14 protein-coding genes are annotated in these 17062 nt (G+C 70.0%); 2 read left to right on the forward strand and 12 right to left on the reverse strand.

Features of this window, described 5'->3' with window-relative positions; all coding sequences use genetic code 11:
- Positions 1 to 130 precede the first annotated feature (130 nt).
- The 3 genes from glpX to ACGVWT_RS06690 form a co-directional block, all read right to left on the reverse strand.
- The gene (gene glpX, locus ACGVWT_RS06680; RefSeq protein ID WP_315461840.1) at positions 131 to 1093 is read right to left on the reverse strand and encodes a class II fructose-bisphosphatase; all 963 of its coding nucleotides are present in this window, start codon (positions 1091 to 1093) and stop codon (positions 131 to 133) included.
- A gap of 210 nt (positions 1094 to 1303) precedes the next feature.
- The gene (dapD, locus tag ACGVWT_RS06685; RefSeq protein ID WP_116462011.1) at positions 1304 to 2131 is read right to left on the reverse strand and encodes a 2,3,4,5-tetrahydropyridine-2,6-dicarboxylate N-succinyltransferase; all 828 of its coding nucleotides are present in this window, start codon (positions 2129 to 2131) and stop codon (positions 1304 to 1306) included.
- Positions 2128 to 2793, reverse strand: coding sequence for a pyrimidine 5'-nucleotidase (locus tag ACGVWT_RS06690; RefSeq protein ID WP_063687551.1), 666 nt, complete (start codon positions 2791 to 2793; stop codon positions 2128 to 2130). The genes dapD and ACGVWT_RS06690 overlap by 4 nt, the downstream gene beginning before the upstream one ends.
- Before the next feature lie 119 nt (positions 2794 to 2912).
- On the opposite strand from ACGVWT_RS06690, the gene ACGVWT_RS06695 reads away from it, so the two are divergent.
- Positions 2913 to 3911, forward strand: a complete 999-nt coding sequence (locus tag ACGVWT_RS06695; RefSeq protein WP_315461841.1) for an LLM class flavin-dependent oxidoreductase — start codon at positions 2913 to 2915, stop codon at positions 3909 to 3911.
- Here the strand turns inward: ACGVWT_RS06695 and ACGVWT_RS06700 are convergent.
- The 4 genes from ACGVWT_RS06700 to ACGVWT_RS06715 all read right to left on the reverse strand — a co-directional run bounded on the left by ACGVWT_RS06700 (position 3871) and on the right by ACGVWT_RS06715 (position 7186).
- Complete coding sequence (locus ACGVWT_RS06700) at positions 3871 to 4548, reverse strand: HPP family protein (RefSeq protein WP_315461842.1); 678 nt, start codon at positions 4546 to 4548, stop codon at positions 3871 to 3873. The genes ACGVWT_RS06695 and ACGVWT_RS06700 overlap by 41 nt on opposite strands.
- 221 nt (positions 4549 to 4769) lie before the next feature.
- Positions 4770 to 6167, reverse strand: a complete 1398-nt coding sequence (locus ACGVWT_RS06705) for a HAMP domain-containing sensor histidine kinase (RefSeq protein ID WP_116462008.1) — start codon at positions 6165 to 6167, stop codon at positions 4770 to 4772.
- 35 nt (positions 6168 to 6202) lie between these two features.
- Positions 6203 to 6868, reverse strand: coding sequence for a response regulator transcription factor (locus ACGVWT_RS06710; RefSeq protein ID WP_017977544.1), 666 nt, complete (start codon positions 6866 to 6868; stop codon positions 6203 to 6205).
- Positions 6869 to 6880: 12 nt separating this feature from the next.
- Positions 6881 to 7186: a hypothetical protein gene (locus ACGVWT_RS06715; RefSeq protein WP_394425680.1), complete on the reverse strand. Its 306-nt coding sequence runs from the start codon at positions 7184 to 7186 to the stop codon at positions 6881 to 6883.
- Between the two features lie 121 nt (positions 7187 to 7307).
- Between ACGVWT_RS06715 and ACGVWT_RS06720 the strand changes: the two genes are divergently transcribed.
- Positions 7308 to 9083, forward strand: a complete 1776-nt coding sequence (locus ACGVWT_RS06720) for an ATP-binding cassette domain-containing protein (protein WP_315461844.1) — start codon at positions 7308 to 7310, stop codon at positions 9081 to 9083.
- A gap of 282 nt (positions 9084 to 9365) precedes the next feature.
- Here the strand turns inward: ACGVWT_RS06720 and ACGVWT_RS06725 are convergent, their stop codons facing one another.
- The 5 genes from ACGVWT_RS06725 to ACGVWT_RS06745 are packed head-to-tail and all read right to left on the reverse strand — an operon-like array spanning position 9366 to position 17002.
- On the reverse strand, positions 9366 to 10196 hold the full coding sequence (locus ACGVWT_RS06725) for a DUF815 domain-containing protein (RefSeq protein WP_315461845.1): 831 nt from the start codon (positions 10194 to 10196) through the stop codon (positions 9366 to 9368).
- A 28-nt stretch (positions 10197 to 10224) separates the two neighbouring features.
- Positions 10225 to 12222 (reverse strand): tetratricopeptide repeat protein, encoded by a 1998-nt coding sequence (locus ACGVWT_RS06730; protein ID WP_315461846.1) that lies wholly within the window; start codon positions 12220 to 12222, stop codon positions 10225 to 10227.
- Positions 12215 to 13573 carry a PEP-CTERM-box response regulator transcription factor gene (gene prsR / locus ACGVWT_RS06735; RefSeq protein WP_315461847.1) on the reverse strand — a complete coding sequence of 453 codons (1359 nt, stop codon included), beginning with the start codon at positions 13571 to 13573 and terminating at the stop codon, positions 12215 to 12217. The genes ACGVWT_RS06730 and prsR overlap by 8 nt, the downstream gene beginning before the upstream one ends.
- Positions 13570 to 15609: an XrtA/PEP-CTERM system histidine kinase PrsK gene (gene prsK / locus ACGVWT_RS06740; RefSeq protein ID WP_315461848.1), complete on the reverse strand. Its 2040-nt coding sequence runs from the start codon at positions 15607 to 15609 to the stop codon at positions 13570 to 13572. Before prsK ends, prsR begins: the two co-directional genes overlap by 4 nt.
- A 4-nt stretch (positions 15610 to 15613) precedes the next feature.
- Complete coding sequence (locus ACGVWT_RS06745; protein WP_315461849.1) at positions 15614 to 17002, reverse strand: TIGR03013 family XrtA/PEP-CTERM system glycosyltransferase; 1389 nt, start codon at positions 17000 to 17002, stop codon at positions 15614 to 15616.
- Positions 17003 to 17062 lie beyond the last annotated feature (60 nt).

Below are 17062 nucleotides of genomic sequence, written 5' to 3' on the forward strand. Positions count from 1 at the left end.
GGGCCTCCCGCAGCTCCTGCTGGGTGCTATCACGGGGAGATCCCAGCCTTCGCTGGGATGACGGTTGGTGAGGCGACAGCGGATGCTGCGGGGGACGGTTGGCGGGCGTAGCGGCGCCCGCCCCCTCCCCTTACGCGGTGCGGTGTTCGCCCTTGACCCAGCGGACGGTGCCGGTGGAGGCGCGCATGACGACGCTTTCGGTGGTCATCTTGCCCTTGCGGCGCTTGACGCCTTCGAGCAGCGAGCCGTCGGTGACGCCGGTCGCGGCAAAGATGCAGTCGCCCTTCGCCAGTTCCTCGAGGTCATATTGCTTGTCGAGGTCGGCGATGCCCCATTTGCGCGCGCGGGCACGTTCGTCGTCGTTGCGGAACAGCAGCCGGCCCTTGAACTGGCCGCCGACGCAGCGCAGCGCGGCGCAGGCGAGCACACCCTCCGGCGCGCCGCCCGAGCCCATGTAGACGTCGATCGTCGTGTCCGGATCAGCGGTGGCGATGACACCCGCGACGTCGCCATCGCCGATCAGCATCACGCCGACGCCTAGCTCACGCAGCTCGGCGATCAGCGCTTCGTGGCGCGGGCGATCGAGGACGCAGGCGATGATCTCATTGGGAGCGACGCCCTTGGCCGCGGCGATCGCCTTGATGTTCTCGGTCGGCGACTTGTCGAGGTCGATGACGCCGGCGGGCAGGCCCGGGCCGACCGCGATCTTGTCCATATAGACGTCGGGCGCGTTGAGCAGGCCGCCGGCTTCGGCGATGGCGAGGACCGCGAGGCTGTTGGGGCCGGCCTTGGCGCAGATCGTCGTGCCTTCCAGCGGATCGAGCGCGATGTCGATCGCCGGGCCGTTTCCGCTGCCGACCTTTTCGCCGATGAACAGCATCGGCGCCTCGTCGCGCTCGCCCTCGCCGATCACGACGGTGCCGTCGATGTCGAGCTCGTTGAGCGCGGCGCGCATTGCCTCCACCGCCGCGGCATCCGCCGCCTTTTCGTCGCCGCGCCCGGTCAGCGTCGAGGCGGCGATCGCCGCCGCTTCGGTGACACGCACCATTTCGAGGACGAGAACCCGGTCGAGGAGCGTGCTGGCGTCGGACATGGGAGCCTTCCGTTTAACGTGTATAACGGGCCTGATAGACGCTGGCGGGGCGGGGTACAACGCTGATTCGACGGGGTGTGGCAGTGCGCCCCATTCGTCATCCCCGCGAAGGCGGGGATCCATAACCTCTGACGTCAGCGATAGAATCGAGACGATAGCGCGTCTGGATTCCCGCCTTCGCGGGAATGACGGAGTGGGTTGGGTGGAAACTCAGTCCCTCAGCAGGTCGTTGATGCTGGTCTTCGATCGCGTCTGGGCGTCGACGCGCTTGACGATGACGGCGCAGTACAGGGACGGCTTGCCGTCGCCGCCGCCCATCGAGCCGGGCACGACCACCGCATAGGGCGGCACTTCGCCCTTGAAGACTTCGCCCGTCTCGCGGTCGACGATCTTGGTCGACGCGCCGAGGTAGACGCCCATCGACAGCACCGCGCCTTCGCCGACACGGACGCCCTCGGCAACCTCGGCGCGGGCGCCGATGAAGGCGCCGTCGCCGATGATGACGGGATCGGCCTGGAGCGGTTCGAGCACGCCGCCGATGCCGGCGCCGCCCGACAAATGGACGTTCTTGCCGATCTGCGCGCACGAGCCGACGGTCGCCCAGGTGTCGACCATCGTGCCTTCGCCGACATAGGCGCCGATGTTGACGAAGCTCGGCATCAGGATCGCACCGGGGGCGACATAGGCGCCGCGACGCACGACGCTGCCCGGGACGGCGCGGAAACCGGCGGCGCGGAATTCCGCCTCACTCCAGCCGGAGAACTTGCTCGGCACCTTGTCGAACCAGTGGCCGGCGCCGGGGCCGTTATCGATCAGGCTGTTGTCGTTGAGACGGAACGAGAGCAGCACCGCCTTCTTGAGCCACTGGTTGACGCGCCAGCCGCCATTGCCGTCCGGTTCGGCGACGCGCGCCGTGCCGGCATCGAGCAGCGCGAGGGCGCTGTCGACCGCATTGCGCACCTCGCCCATCGTGCCGAAGCCCAGATCGGCGCGGGCCTCCCACGCGGAATCGATGACGGGCTGAAGATCCTGGCTCATGATGCCTCCATGACGTGTTGCAGCCACGGCGCGAGGTCGTGGACGGTGAAATCGATATGGTCGCGCGCGTCCTCCGGCCCCTGTTCGGAGCCATTGTCGATCCAGACCGTGGTCATGCCGATCGCCTTGGCGGGCGTGAGGTTGCGCGCCATGTCTTCGAAGAAGATCGCGCGGGTGGGATCGATACCGAAGGCGGCGCAGAGACCGGCGTAGGCTGAAGCGTGGGGTTTCGGCACCAGGTCCATCGCGTGGATGTCGTGCACCGCCTCGAACGCATCGCCCAGGCCCAGGCGGTCGAGGACGCGCAGCGCATAGGGCTTGTCGCCGTTGGTGAAGACGAGCTTGCGGCCGGGCAGTTGCGCGATCGCGGCGGCGAGCGGGGCGTCGGCCTCCAGCACGTCCATCTCGATCGCGTGGACATCGGCGAGGAAATCGTGTGGATCGACGTGGTGTTCGGCCATCAGCCCGGTCAGCGTCGTGCCGTGGCGGTGGAAATAGTCCTTCTGGAGCCGGCGCGCCTCGTCCCACGGCAGTTCGAGCAGCCGCGCGACATAATCGGTCATCCGCTGGTCGATCTGCGCGAACAGATTCGCGCGCGCCGGATAGAGCGTATTGTCCAGATCGAAGATCCAGGTGTCGATATGGGCGAGCGCGGGCAGCATCGTCGGCGCGTCTAGGCGGCACAGCGGGCGGGCACAAGCGAAGGCGAGGCGCTTTGGCTTGGGGAGCGGCAAGCAGGACTAGGATTGCGAGCGATCGTTCGCATTCCCATGTTAAGGGCATGACACGCTTTTCCCTGCTCGATCTGGTGCCCGTCGTCGAAGGCGGCACCGTCTCGCAATCGCTGGCCAATGCCGCCGATCTGGCGCGGCATGCCGAAACCTTGGGCTTCCAGCGATATTGGGTGGCGGAGCATCATGGCATGCGCGGTATCGCCAGCGCGGCGACCGCGGTGGTGATCGGCCATGTCGCGGCGGCGACCCAGACGATCCGCGTCGGCGCGGGCGGGATCATGCTGCCCAACCATGCGCCGCTGATCATCGCGGAGCAGTTCGGCACGCTGGACGCGCTGTTCCCAGGGCGGATCGACCTGGGGCTGGGCCGCGCGCCGGGATCGGACCAGCGCGTCGCGCAGGCGATGCGGCGGACGCTGGACAGCGACCCCAACGCCTTCCCTCGCGACGTGATGGAATTGCAGAGCTATTTCGCCGACGACGGACGGACCGGGATCGCGGCGACTCCCGGCGCGGGGGCGAACGTGCCGTTGTGGATTTTGGGGTCGAGCACGTTCGGGGCGCAGCTCGCGGCGGCGCTGGGGCTGCCGTATGCCTTCGCCTCGCACTTCGCGCCCGATGCGCTGGATGCGGCGCTGGCGATCTATCGGCGCGATTTCCGGCCCTCGGCACAGCTCGACCGGCCGTATGCGATGGCGGGGTTCAACGTCTTCGCCGCCGATACCGACGAAGAAGCGGAGCTGCTGGCGAGTTCGCAGCAGCAGTCGTTCGTGGCGCTGCGGACCGGCAATCCGCGCCAGCTGCCGCCACCGGTCGCCGGCTATCGCGCGTCGCTGGGGCCGCAGGGGTCGGGGATCCTCGACCATGTGCTGCAATGTTCGGCGGTGGGATCGCCCGACACCGTGGCGCGGCAGACCGCGGCGTTCCTCGAACGGACGGGCGTCGACGAGGTGATGGTGGCGAGCGCGATCTACGACCACGAGGCGCGCAAGCGGAGCCTGGCGATCACCGCCGAGGTGCTGAGCGGCCTGGCGGTGCCTGCCTGACGCGCGCGTGATGCGCGGCGCGGGCGAGCAGCGCGTCGAGGTCTTCGCGGGCGATGTCGAACGTCTCGTGCATGTCGGCAAGTGCGGCGTCGATGTCAGCAGTCGTGAAGGGTGACGCGGGCGCTGCGGCAACGCGGTGCGGATAGGCGTGGCCGGACACGCGGTGGAAGGCGAGTCCGGCGAGGACGAGCAGCGCCGAATCGAGCGCGACCGGCGATAGCGGAAACCACGGGCTCGCCGGCGTATGCGCGGCGGTCATCAGCACGACGCTCAAGGCCACCGCGCCGCCGGGCGGATGCAGGCAGCGCGCCAGCGACATGACGACGATCGCGCCGCCGACCGCGATCGCGGCGGCGAGCGCCGTATGCGGCACGAGCGCGACGACGAGCAGCGCCCACAGGCCCGAGACGGTGTTGCCGCCGATCACCGACCAGGGCTGCGCGAGCGGACTGGCGGGGACCGCGAAGACGAGCACCGCGCTCGCGCCGATCGGGGCGACGAGCAGGGGCGATACGCCCGCGTGGGTGGCGAGCGCGGCGATCAGGCCGGCGAACAGGATACCGCAGGCGGCGCCGAGGCCGGCGCGGAGGCGGTCGCCGAACTGGGCGCCGGCGAGGATCGGGCGGAAGGCGGGCATTGGGCGCGCGTTAGCGGGGGAGGTGGAGTGTCTGCAATCCTCCCCGGCACGGGGGTCGCGCCGGAGGCGTGGTGGAGGGGCTCGCCGCGAGTGTTGCGTTTGGGGAAGCCCCCCTCCGTCACCGCTGCGCGGTGCCACCTCCCCGTGCCGGGGAGGATTGGCCCGTCCGGCACCTGGACGTGTTCCGGGGTGACGGGGGAATCGGGGGGCCGTGCCGCGCTTCAGTTGGCGGCGGGCAGTCGCAGGCGGACGAGCAGGCCGCCGAGGTCCTCGCTTTCCTCCAGCGCGACGGTGCCGCCGTAGATTTCGGCGACGTCGCGGACGATCGCGAGGCCCAGCCCGGTGCCGGGCTTGCCCGTGTCGAGGCGGACGCCGCGGTCGAAGATGCGGATGCGGTCTTCCTCGGGGATGCCGACGCCATCGTCCTCGATCATGAGTTCGACGAAGCCCGCCTGGCCCGTCACCGTCACGAAGACGCTGCCGCCGCCATACTTCGCGGCATTCTCGACGAGGTTGCCGAGCATTTCGTCGAGGTCCTGCCGCTCGACATGGACCTGCAAGTCCTTGGGGCCGGTGATGTCGATGCGGACGTGGCGGTACAGCCGCGCCACCGCGCGTTCGACCGATTCGAGGCTGGGCCAGACGTCCGCACGGCTGTGCGCGGAGCCGCGGCGGCCGACGGCGCGGGCGCGGGCGAGGTGGTGGTCGACCTGGCGCCGCATCGTGCGCGCTTCGCGGATCACGGTGTCGGCGAGGTCTTCCGATTGGGCGGTCGCGGCATTCATGATGACCGTCAGCGGCGTCTTGAGCGCATGGGCGAGATTGCCGGCGTGGCGGCGCGCTTCTTCGGCCTGGCGTTCGTTATGTTCGATGAGCGCGTTCAGCTCCTCGACCATCGGCGCGACCTCGTCGGGCATGGCGGTGTCGATGCGGTTCGACTGGCCGGCGCGCATCCGCGCGATCTCTTCACGCACGCGGCGCAGCGGCCATAGCCCGTAAGAGGTCTGGAGCCACGCCAACACGACGAGGCCCAGCCCGAGCAGCGCGAAGCTGCGCACCAACGTTCGCCGCAGCACGGTGATCTGCGCGTCGAGCGTGCCGCGCCCCTGCGCGACCTGGAAGCGCCAATGGACCTTCGACCCCGGCAGCTGCGCGTCGCGTTCGACGATCCGCAGCTTTTCGTCGGGGAACTGGCGGCTGTCGTAGATGTGGATGTTGCGGTCTTCGTGCCGTCCGCCGAATTGCAGGCGCCGGTCCCACAGCGAGCGCGAGCGGAAGAAGGCGTCCCCGCCGACCTGCGCGCCGGGCGCCGACACCTGCCAGTAGAGGCCCGAATAGGGTTCGACGAAGCGCGGATCGGTGGCGGCGTCGCGGCTGAACAGCACCTCGCCATCGGGCCCGATCTCCGACGAGGCGAGTAGCGAACGCAGCACATATTGCAGCTGGTCGTCGAAGTTGCGCGTGACGGCGGATACCAGCACGCGATCGAGCGCGAAGCCGCCGCCGACGAGCAGCAGCCCGATCCACGCCGCCGCGATCAGGATCATGCGGCGCGACAGCGATCCGGTGGTCTTCGCGCGGGCGCGGGGCGGCGCTTCGGCGAGCGGGGGCGTATCCATGCGCGTCAGCTATGTCCGGCCGTGCCCTGCGCCGGTCAGGCGTCGGGGTCTTCGAGGCTGTAGCCGAGGCCGCGGATCGTGGTGATGACGTCCTGGCCCAGCTTCTTGCGGATGCGCGTTACGAACACTTCGATCGTGTTCGAATCGCGGTCGAAATCCTGATCGTAGATATGTTCGATCAGCTCGGTACGGCTGACCACCTTGCCCTTGTGATGGAGCAGGTAGCTGAGCAGCTTATATTCCTGCGCGGTCAGCTTCACCGGTTCGCCGGCCTTGGTGACTTTGCCCGATCGGGTGTCGAGGCGGACGTCGCCGGCGGTGAGCTCGCTCGACGCATTGCCCGACGCGCGGCGGATGAGCGCGCGCAGGCGGGCGATCAGTTCCTCGGTCTGGAACGGCTTGGCAACGTAATCGTCGGCGCCGGCATCGAGGCCCGCCACCTTGTCGGACCAGCTGTCGCGCGCAGTGAGGACGAGGACGGGCATCGTCTTGCCTTCCTTGCGCCAGCGATCGAGCACGGTCAGGCCATCGATCTCCGGCAGGCCGAGGTCGAGCACGATCGCGTCGTAATTCTCGGTGGAACCCAGGAAGTGCCCCTCTTCGCCGTCGGTGGCGAGATCGATGGCATAGCCCGCGCCTTCGAGCGTGTTCTTGAGCTGTGTTCCGAGATTCGGCTCGTCCTCGACGATCAGAACGCGCATGTCAGTCCCTCTTTATCTTCCGGTGCGGCCGATGATCTGGCCCGAGCGGCCATCGACATCGACCCATACCACGACGCCATCGCGCATGAACTTGAGCGTGTAAACCGAGCTGCCGAAATCGAGGTCGAAGCCCAGATATTCATAGCCCTTCATCGTCGGGATCACCCGCGCCTCGATCGCGCGCGGCGACAGCATCTCGCCCTTGCGGCGGGCGTCATAGGCCCGTTCCTGGTCGCTGCGACGCTGGTCGGGCGCCTGCGCGAACGCGGGCACCGGCGCGGCCAGGGCGAAGAGCAACACGGGCAGAACCATCTTCATGACGCCTTGCATAAGCGGGAGGCATTGAACACCCTGTGAATGACACGGTTGCATACCATTCAGGCACAAGCCCTCGCCACGCTTGCCGGGACACGCGCCGCCGCCTACCTGCGGGCGCATCATGGCTGCCCCCATTCTCGCTTACGAAGACCTTGGCGTTATCCAGGGCCACGGCTGGCTGTTCCGCCACCTCGACATCCATATCGGCGCACGCGACCGGCTGGCGCTGATCGGGCGCAACGGCGCCGGCAAGACGACGCTGCTGAAGCTGATCGCCGGTGCGATCGATGCCGACGAGGGGCGCCGCGTGATCGTGCCCGGCACGCGCGTGGTGCTGCTGGAGCAGGAGCCGAGCCTGGCAGGCTGCGCGACCCTGGCCGATTACGTGCTGCGCGGCGACGATGCGCCCTTGCCGCACGAGGCGGAGGCGATCGCCGACCAATTGGGCATCGACCTCAGCCGCGAGGCGGCGTCCGCGTCGGGCGGCGAGCGGCGGCGCGCGGCGATCGTGCGCGCGCTGGCGCAGGACCCCGACGTGCTGCTGCTCGACGAGCCGACCAACCACCTCGATATCGCCGCGATCGACTGGCTGGAGGAATGGCTGGGGCGGTTCAAGGGCGCGTTCGTCGTCATCAGCCACGACCGCACGTTCCTGACGCGGCTGACCAAGCAGACGCTCTGGATGGATCGCGGGTCGATCCGCCGCGCGGAGATCGGCTTCGGCGGGTTCGAGGCGTGGACCGAGCAGGTGTACGCCGAGGAAGAGCGCAATGCGCAGCGGCTCGACGCCAAGCTGAAGATCGAGGAGCATTGGCTGCAACGCGGCGTCACCGGGCGGCGGCGGCGCAACCAGGGGCGGCTTGCGAAGCTGAAGGAGATGCGCGCCGAACGCGCGGCGATGATCGGGCCGCAAGGGTCGGCGAACCTCGCGACGGCGGCGGACGATTCGAAGACCAAGGTCGTGATCGACGTGAAGCATGCGTCGAAGAGCTTTGGCGAGCGCGCGATCATCAAGGACCTCAACCTGCGTGTCACGCGCGGCGACCGGATCGGCATCGTCGGCCGCAACGGGGCGGGCAAGACGACGCTGCTCAAGCTGCTGACCGGCGAGATGGCGCCCGATGACGGCGAGGTGAAGCTCGCCAAGACGCTGGACGGCATCGTCATCGATCAGCAGCGCAGCCTGATGGCACCGACCAAGACGGTGCGCGAGGTGCTGGCCGATGGCGGCGACTGGATCGACGTGCTGGGGGTGCGCAAGCACATCCACGGTTACCTTAAGGAGTTCCTGTTCGACCCGAGCCTCGCTGAGGCGAAGGTCGGGACGCTGTCGGGCGGCGAGCGGTCGCGGCTGCTGCTGGCGCGCGAGTTTGCGCGCGAATCGAACCTGCTGGTGCTCGACGAGCCGACCAACGACCTCGATCTGGAGACGCTCGACCTGTTGCAGGAGGTGATCGCGGATTATGCGGGCACGGTACTGATCGTCAGCCACGACCGCGACTTCCTGGATCGCACGGTGACGGTGACGCTGGGGCTCGACGGATCGGGAACGGTCGACGTGGTCGCGGGCGGATATGAGGATTGGGAGCGGCAGCGCAAAAGCCCGGTCGCGGCCAAGAAGGCGGCGCCCAAGCCGGTTGCGGCCGCGCCGGTGCAGACGAAGACGAAGCTCAGCTACAAGGACCAGCGCGATTACGATCAGCTGCCCGCGCGGATCGAGGCGCTGGACGCGGCGATCGCGCGCGACGAGGCGGCGATGGCGGACCCGGCCTTGTACACGCGCGATCCCAAGCGCTTCGCGGCGCTGAGCGCGGCGATCGAGGCGGCGCGGGCGGAGAAGGACGCGGCGGAGATGCGGTGGCTGGAACTGGCGGAGCAGGTCGAGGGGATGGGGTAGCGCGCTACCCGCGTTCGCATCTGTCATTCCCGCGCAGGCGGGAATGACGGATGCGCTGACGTCGGTGAAGGCGCCGCAGCGGTAGCGGTTCTGGATTCCCGCCTTCGCGGGAATGACGGGGTTTGGGGTGGCGGACGGTTCGCCTCCCCTCTTTCGTCATCCCGGCGGATGCCGGGATCCATGGCTGCGGGCGGTTTGTAGGTCGCCCGCGCTCGCCGGTTTCGCCGGGTCCATGGATCCCGGCGTTCGCCGGGATGACGAAGGGGGGCATCTTTATTCGAGTTAGGGCAGGCTGCGCCCCAGGCGGCCTGCGACTTCGGTGACATATTGCCACGCCACGCGGCCCGAGCGGCTGCCGCGGCGGGTGGCCCAGTTGATCGCTTCCGCAGCGTCGAAGGGCAGGTCGTAGCGGGCGGCGTAGCCGGCGACGATCGCGCAATAGCCGTCCTGGTCGAGCGCGTGGAAGCCGAGGCTGAGGCCGAAGCGGTCGGCGAGCGCGAGCTGGTCGTCGATACTGTCGCGCGGGTTGATCGCGCTGCTTTGCTCCTCGATGTCGCGCGGCATCAGGTGGCGGCGGTTGGCGGTGACGAGCAGGCGGACGTTGGCGGGGCGCGCCTCTGCGCCGCCTTCGAGCAGCGAGCGCAGGATACGCCCTTCCGCAGGCGCTTCGACGCCGAGGTCGTCGAGGAACAGCGCGAAGGCGCGGGGGACGTTGGCGAGGCGGGCGAAGAGCTGCGGCAGCGTGTCGAGCGCCGCGACCTCGACCAGCGCGATGGCGCCGCCCTCCGCCTGCACCGCGCCGACCGCCGCCTTGACCAGCGCCGACTTGCCGGTGCCGCGCGCGCCCCACAGCAGCACGTCCTGCGCCGCAGCCCCGGCGGCAAGGCGGCGGAGGTTGTCGATCAGCGCGGTCTTCTGCTTGTCGATACCGACGAGCAATTCGGGCGACAGCGGCGCGAAGGCGCGGGCGGCGACCAGCACGTCGCCCCGCCAGACATACGCAGGGTGCGCGGCGGGGTCGGCGCCCGGCGGCGGCGGGGGCGACAGGCGGTCGAGGGCCGCGGCGATACGCAGCAGCGGGTCGGTGGCGGGATCGGCCATGGCGTGCGTCATGGCTTGGCCATCCGCCGCGCGCAAGCGGTCAGCGGGCGAGCGCTCGGGCATGCGCGGCGATACGCGGGTCGCCGGGGGCAAGCGCCAGCGCCTTGGCCGCGAGCTGGCGCGCGCCGGCAAGGTCGCCGTCCGCGGCGAGGGCGAGCGCATAAGCGTCGCACACGCCGGGGTTCATCGGCGACAGCGCATAGGCCGCGCGGGCGTAGCGGCGGGCCACTGCGCCGTCGTCGGTCGCCGCATAGCCGCGCGCGAGATCGGCGAGCAACGCGGCGTCGCGGTTGCCGGCGATGCGGCGCACCGCCTCCAGCGTCTCGATACCGGCATCGACCTCGCCAGTCTCGATCTGGAGTCGGCCACGCAGGCCTTGCGCGGTCAGGTTCTGCGGATTCTGTTCGAGGAACAGCGACAGCGCCGCCGCCGCCTGTTCGGGACGGCCCGCGCGACCCCAGGCGTCGACCAGTCGCAGCATCGTCGCCTCGTCGAACGACAGGCTCGCGGCGCGCGCGTAGACGGGTCCGGCTTCGGCATAGCGGCCCGCGGCGGCAAGCGTATCGCCGAGCGCGAGCTGTGCGGGCGGCGCGCCGGGGCTTTGCGCAACGAGGACACGCGCCTGGGCGATGGCGCCCGCGGTATCGCCGGCGGACAGCTGGCCGCGGATCACCTCGATCAGCGCATGTGGGTCGCCGGGATCGCCCGCCGCCGCGGCGCGCAGCGTGCCGACGGTGTCGTCGCTGGCGAAGCCGCCCGCGCTGTCGGCGGCGCCGCGCGCCGCGCGGTCGAGCAATTGCCCGGCGGTCAGGCGATCGCCGCGCGCTTCGTAGGCGCGGGCGGCGAGCGTCAGCGTATAGGCGTCGGCGTCACGACGCTGGATCGCGGGCCCCAGCCAGTCGAGCGCGCCAGCGGGATCGCCCGCGCGCAGCATTGCGTTGCCGAGCAGGCGGCGGACGACCAAATTGGCGGGCTGTGCCTCGGCAAGCCGGCGCCACGTACCGGTCGCGCCCTCGTACCGGCCGGCCTGGAGATCAACTCCGCCGTCAAGCAGCATCGCCCCCGGCGTGGCGGCGAGCGCGCCGCCGGCATGGTAGAGCATCGCGCGGGCGAGGCCCGGTTTGCCCGCGCGCGCGGCGAGGACGGCTTGCAGATACAGCGCCTGCGGATGGCCCGGCCGGGCGGCGAGCGCGGCGCGGGCCGCGTCGAGCAGATCGGCGTTGCGCCCCACCTCGCCCAGCGTCGCGGCATAGCCGATCAGCGCTGGCGTGTAATAGGCATCGCGCTGCAACGCCGCCTCGAACCACGGCAATGCGGCGGTGAGGCCGTAGCGGGTGCGCACCACCTCCGCCTGCAGGGTCAGCGGGCCGGGATCGCCGGGGGCGAGCCGCACCGCACGCGCCGCCGCCTGCGTGGCGCCGGTGAGTTCGCCGGCATCGAGGCGGATGCGGCCGAAGTCCATCACCGCCAGCGCGTCATTGGGATGCGTTGCGATCCAGTCGGTCAGCAGCCGGGCGCCCTGCCCCGCGTCGCCGCCGAGTGCGGTGGCGCGCGCACGGGCGCGGACCGCGTCGCCATCGTTGGCCGCGGCCTGATCGGCGCGATCGAGCGCACCCTGCGGGTCGCCCTGCAACAGCCGCGCCTGCGCTTGCAGTCCGGCGAGCGCCGCCGCCGGTTCGCCGAGCTTGCCGGCGCGCGCGAGCGTGCCCTCCGCCGCAGCGCCCTCGCCCAGCCGCAGATAGCTGCGCGCGAGCAGCAGCATCGCGGGGCGTGACGCGGGGTCGCCAGCCAGCGCGGCGAGCGCGTGATTGCGTGCGGCGCTGAAATTGCCGAGCCCGAAGGCGGTGCGCGCATCGGCAAGCGCCTGGGCAGGCGCTGGGCGCGATGTCGGGCGCAGCGCGAGTGCGGCCGCTGCGATCAGCACCAGTATGAGGACCCCGAGCGCAACCGCGCGGGCACGGGTGAACGTCGGCAGCGTGAGCCGCATCCCGCGCCGCCGCCGACGACGGCGCAGCATCGGATAGCGCGGATCAGCCATGCAGGTCGTAGCTTTTCAGGAGGTCGTACAACGTCGGGCGGCTGATGCCGAGCAGCCGCGACGCGCCCGAAATGTTGCCGCCCGCCTGCGCCAGCGCCTGGCGGATTGCCTGCCGGTCAGCCGCCTCGCGCGCGGTGCGCAGGTTGAGGGGCAGTCCGTCGTCGGACGCGGCGACGAGATCGAGGTCGGCAGCAGTGACCAGCTTGCCGTCCGCCATGATGACCGCGCGCTTGATGCGGTTTTCGAGCTCGCGGACGTTGCCGGGCCAGCCCCATGCCTCGATCGCGGCGAGCGCATCGGGGGCGAGGCCGGTGACCGGCAGCTTCATCGCCGCGGCATGACGGTGGACGAGCGCGCGCGCGAGCAGCGCGGCATCGCCCGGCCGTTCGGCGAGCGACGGGATGCGCACGACGATCTCGGCGAGGCGGTAATAGAGGTCGTCGCGAAAGCTTCCCCCGGCGACCATCGCATCGACGTCGCGGTGCGTCGCGCACACGATACGCGTGTCGACCGGAATGGCCTTGCGCCCGCCGATGCGTTCGATGACGCGTTCCTGCAGGAACCGCAGCAATTTGACCTGGAGCGGCAGCGGCACGTCGCCGATTTCGTCGAGGAACAAGGTGCCGCCCGCGGCCTGTTCGATCTTGCCGGGCGTCGTCTTCACCGCCCCCGTGAACGCGCCCTTTTCGTGGCCGAACAATTCGCTTTCGAGCAAGGTTTCGGGAATGGCGGCGCAGTTGATCGCGACGAAGGCACCGGTGCGCCGCGCAGACGCCTCGTGCAGCCCGCGCGCCAGCAATTCCTTGCCGGTGCCGCTGGCGCCGAGCAGCATGACCGAGACGTCGGCCGGCGCGACGCGTTCGACGGTACGCACCACCTTCACCATCGCATCCGAGGCGTAGATCAGGCCGCCGAATCCTGCGTGACCGGTATCCCGCGCGGCGAGGCGGCGGTTTTCCGCCTCGAGTCCGTGGACGTGAAAGGCGCGCGCGACGATCAGCCCCAGCGCGTCGATGTCGATCGGTTTGGCGTAGAAATCCCAGGCCCCCAGCGCGATGGCGTCCAGCGCACTCGCGCGGGCGCCATGGCCGGAGGCGACGATGATCTTGGTATCGGGTTTCAGCGCCAGCATCTCCGCCAGCGTTGCAAAGCCTTCGCTGGTGCCGTCGGGGTCGGGCGGCAAGCCGAGGTCGAGCGTGACGACGGCAGGTTCGTGGAGGCGCAACGCGTCGATCGCCTCGGCCCGGGTGGCGGCGGTGACGATCTCATAGCCTTCATAGGCCCAGCGCAACTGGCGTTGCAGTGCCAGGTCGTCCTCGACGACGAGCAGGACGGGACGCAACTCGCTCATGCCGCCGCCTCCAGTGCCGTCGCGGCCGGCAGCGTGATGCGGAACCGCGTTCCGGCGCCTTCGCGGCTGGTGACGGTCAGCGTGCCGCCCATCGCCGCCGCCAGTTCGCGCGCCTCATAGGCGCCGAGGCCAAAGCCGTCGGGCTTGGACGAGGCGAAGGCGCGGAACAATTGGTCGCGGATGAAGGCGGCGCTCATGCCACAGCCCTGATCGACCACGTCGATCTCGACGCGCGCGCCCTCCGTCGTGATCGCGATCGCGATCGGCGCGTCGGCGGGCGAGGCCTCGACGGCGTTCTGCAGCAGGTGACCGAGCAATTGTTCGAGCCGCCCGGGCTGCGCCAGTGCCGTCCCCTGCCCCGCGACCTCGATCGCGTGCTGCGCGCGGCGGGCGCCGGCCAGGCGCGCGGCGAGCGCAGCGACGTCGACCGGCTGTAGGGGTTCGGGCAGGCTGCGGTGATGCTGCGACAGGCGGGCGAGCAGCGCGTTCATACGGGCGGCGGAGTCCTTGAGGGTTTCGACCATGTCGGCGCGGAAGGCGGGATTGTCGGCATGCCGCTCCGCATTGCGCGCGACGAGACTGAGGCCGCTGACCATGTTCTTGATATCGTGGAGGATGAAGGCGAAGCGTCGGTTGAATTCGTCGAAGCGCGCGGCATCGGCGAGCGCGGCATGCGCGCGATCCTCGGCAAGGTAGCTCGCCGCCTGCCGTCCGGCGACACGCAGCAGATCCAGGTCTTCCCAGTCGAGCGCGCGGTCCACCGCCGGGCGGGCCAGCAGGATCGCCCCGATCAGGCTGGTGCCGTGCAGCAGGGGCACAAGCGCCCAGGCCTCGTCCTGCGCACACATCCAAGCCGGCACCGCCGCGCCCTCGCCCTCCGGTGCGTCGCCGCGGCGAACCTGGTCGAGCGCGATGATGCGACCGGTCGCGGACAGATAGGCGAAGAGCGCGGTGTCGCCCGCTGCCGCTTCGGGCGGGTGTTCGGGCCAATGCCATGCCGCCCCTGCCTCAAGGGCCATGCCGGCGGGGATCAGCAGCAGGCCGGCGGGCGATCCGGTCAGCTCCGCCATCGCGCGGACGATGCGGCGGTCGAGCGGGTCGGCGCCCTCGCCCGGCGAGCCCAGCGTTGCGGTAAAGCGCTGCCATTCGGCACGATAGTCATAGCGGTGGTCGAAGAAATGCTTGGCGACCTTCACCTTGGTCCAGGCGCGCAGCCAGGGCGTCGACAGCAAGGTCATCAGCGCCGTGGTCGCGCCGAGCACGATCGCGGTCTGCGCCACGCGCGCGGCATCGCCCGCATAGCGGCCGGCGACCTGCGTCGCGAGCAATGTCGCGCCGACATAGGCGGCGATCGCGGTCGCGACGAACAGCCGCATCGCGACGTCATGCGACAGCGACAGGCCGCGCCGATCGGCCTGCAACGGCACCGCGAGGAACACGGTGGCAGCGGTCAGGGCGACGCCGCGGACCACCACCACGGCGGGCGACGCGCCCCAGCCCCAGTCCGCCGCCGCGACGAGCAGGTCGAGGCCCCAGATGGTGGCGATCGCCGCCGCGATCAGCACGATCCGCCCGCGTTCCCGCTCGCGACCGACGAAGGCGAGCTGGTGGACCAGGATCAGCCCGCCGACCGCCGCCAGCATGCGCGCGATCAGCCGCAGGTCGGCGAGCGTCGCCAGCGTCGTCGCCGCGAACGGCAGCGTTTCGAGCAATGCGCACCCGATCGCCAGCGCGCTGACCGTCGCGGTCGCTGCGTAGAGCGCGTACACCGCCGCCGCGCCGGCGCCGGTCCGCCGGACCAGCACCAGCATCGCCGCGAGCCAGGTGAGGTTGCGCAACGACTGTACGACGCGGGTGACGAGGTCGGCTTCGCCGATTCCCGCCACCGCCAGCGCCCACAGCGCCGTCACCGCCAGCGCCGCGACCAGCATGCGACTGGGCAGGCCGACCGCCGCCGCCCGACGCGCCCAGGCCAGTGCCAGCGCTGCAAAGCCGAGCGCGGCGAGTGCATGCCCCCACAGGATCAGCATAACCATGGTGCTAGCGCGCGCCCGACGGCCACAGGATGACGCGCAACGTCTGCAACAGGATCAACAGGTCGAGGAACGGCGAATAGTTCTTGGCATAATAGAGGTCGTATTCGAGCTTGTGGCGCGCGTCCTCGATCGATGCGCCATAGGGGTAATTGATCTGCGCCCAGCCGGTGATGCCGGGCTTCACCATGTGCCGCTCGGCATAATATGGCAGCTGCTGCTCGAGCTGCGCGACGAATTGCGGGCGTTCGGGGCGCGGGCCGACGAAGCTCATTTCGCCCTTCAGCACCGACCAGGCCTGCGGCAGCTCGTCGATCCGTACCTTGCGAATGACGCGGCCGATGCGCGTGATGCGGGGATCGTCCTTTTCCGCCCAGACCGCCTGACCGGGCACCTCGGCATCCTGGCGCATCGAGCGCAGCTTCAGAATGTCGAAGCCCTGGTTGTACAGGCCGACGCGGCGCTGGCGGTAGAAGGCGGGGCCCTTCGATTCGAGGCGGATTGCCGCCGCGGTCAGCAGGATGACCGGCAGGGTCAGCGTGAGCAGCAGCAGGCTGACGGTGACGTCGAAGGCGCGTTTGAACGCGCTCGACACCATGCGGCCCGAGGCGAAACCGTCCGAGAAGATCAGCCACGACGGGTTGACCGAGCGGAGATCGATCCGCCCCGTCTCGCGTTCGAGGAAGCTTGAGATGTTGGTGACCGCGACGCCGGTGGTGCGGACACGCAACAGGTCCTGCAACGGCAGGGCGCCGCGGCGCTCCTCCAGCGCCAGCACCACTTCGGCAACCTGATTGTCGAGGACGTGCGCAGCTAGGTTGGGGATGGCGCCGCGCGGGATCGCATCCGGCACCGCCGACTCGCCATCGCGCATCGCGATGAAGCCGGCGACGATGACGTTGGCGCCGGGCTGCTGCGCCAGATCGCGGATACGGTTCGCCTGCGCGCCCGCCCCCAGCACGAGGATGCGCCGCTTGAGCAGGTCTCCACCGACGAGACGCCCGACGACGCCGCGCACGATGACGAGCAACACCGCCGCGATCAGCGTCGCATAGGCAAGGTTCGACCGCCACAGCGCCAGCGGCGGGATCAGGAAGAACAGGATCGACAGGCACGACACGCCGATCAGCAGCGCGACCGCCAACCGTGCCGCCGCGAAGCGGAGCGACAGGAGCGAGGCGACGCCATAGGCACCGACCGCGATCAGGGCGATCTGCAAGGCGAAGGCGAAGGACAGCAATTGCGGCAGGCGCGTCGTGATCGGATCGACGTGCATGCCGATCTGATAGGCGCGCAGCACCCAGCCGAGCTCGCCGGCCAGCACCAGCAACATCGCGTCGACCAGGCCGAGCAACAGCACGACATGCGGCACGTAATGCTTGAACAGGCGGATCATGCCCGGCTCCTCCGACGCCGTCCTGTAAGCTTTTCCGACAGGCTGTCAGCGGCGTCGCAG

The sequence above is a fragment of the Sphingomonas sp. S6 genome, from assembly GCF_043498045.1.
Classification (GTDB): domain Bacteria; phylum Pseudomonadota; class Alphaproteobacteria; order Sphingomonadales; family Sphingomonadaceae; genus Sphingomonas.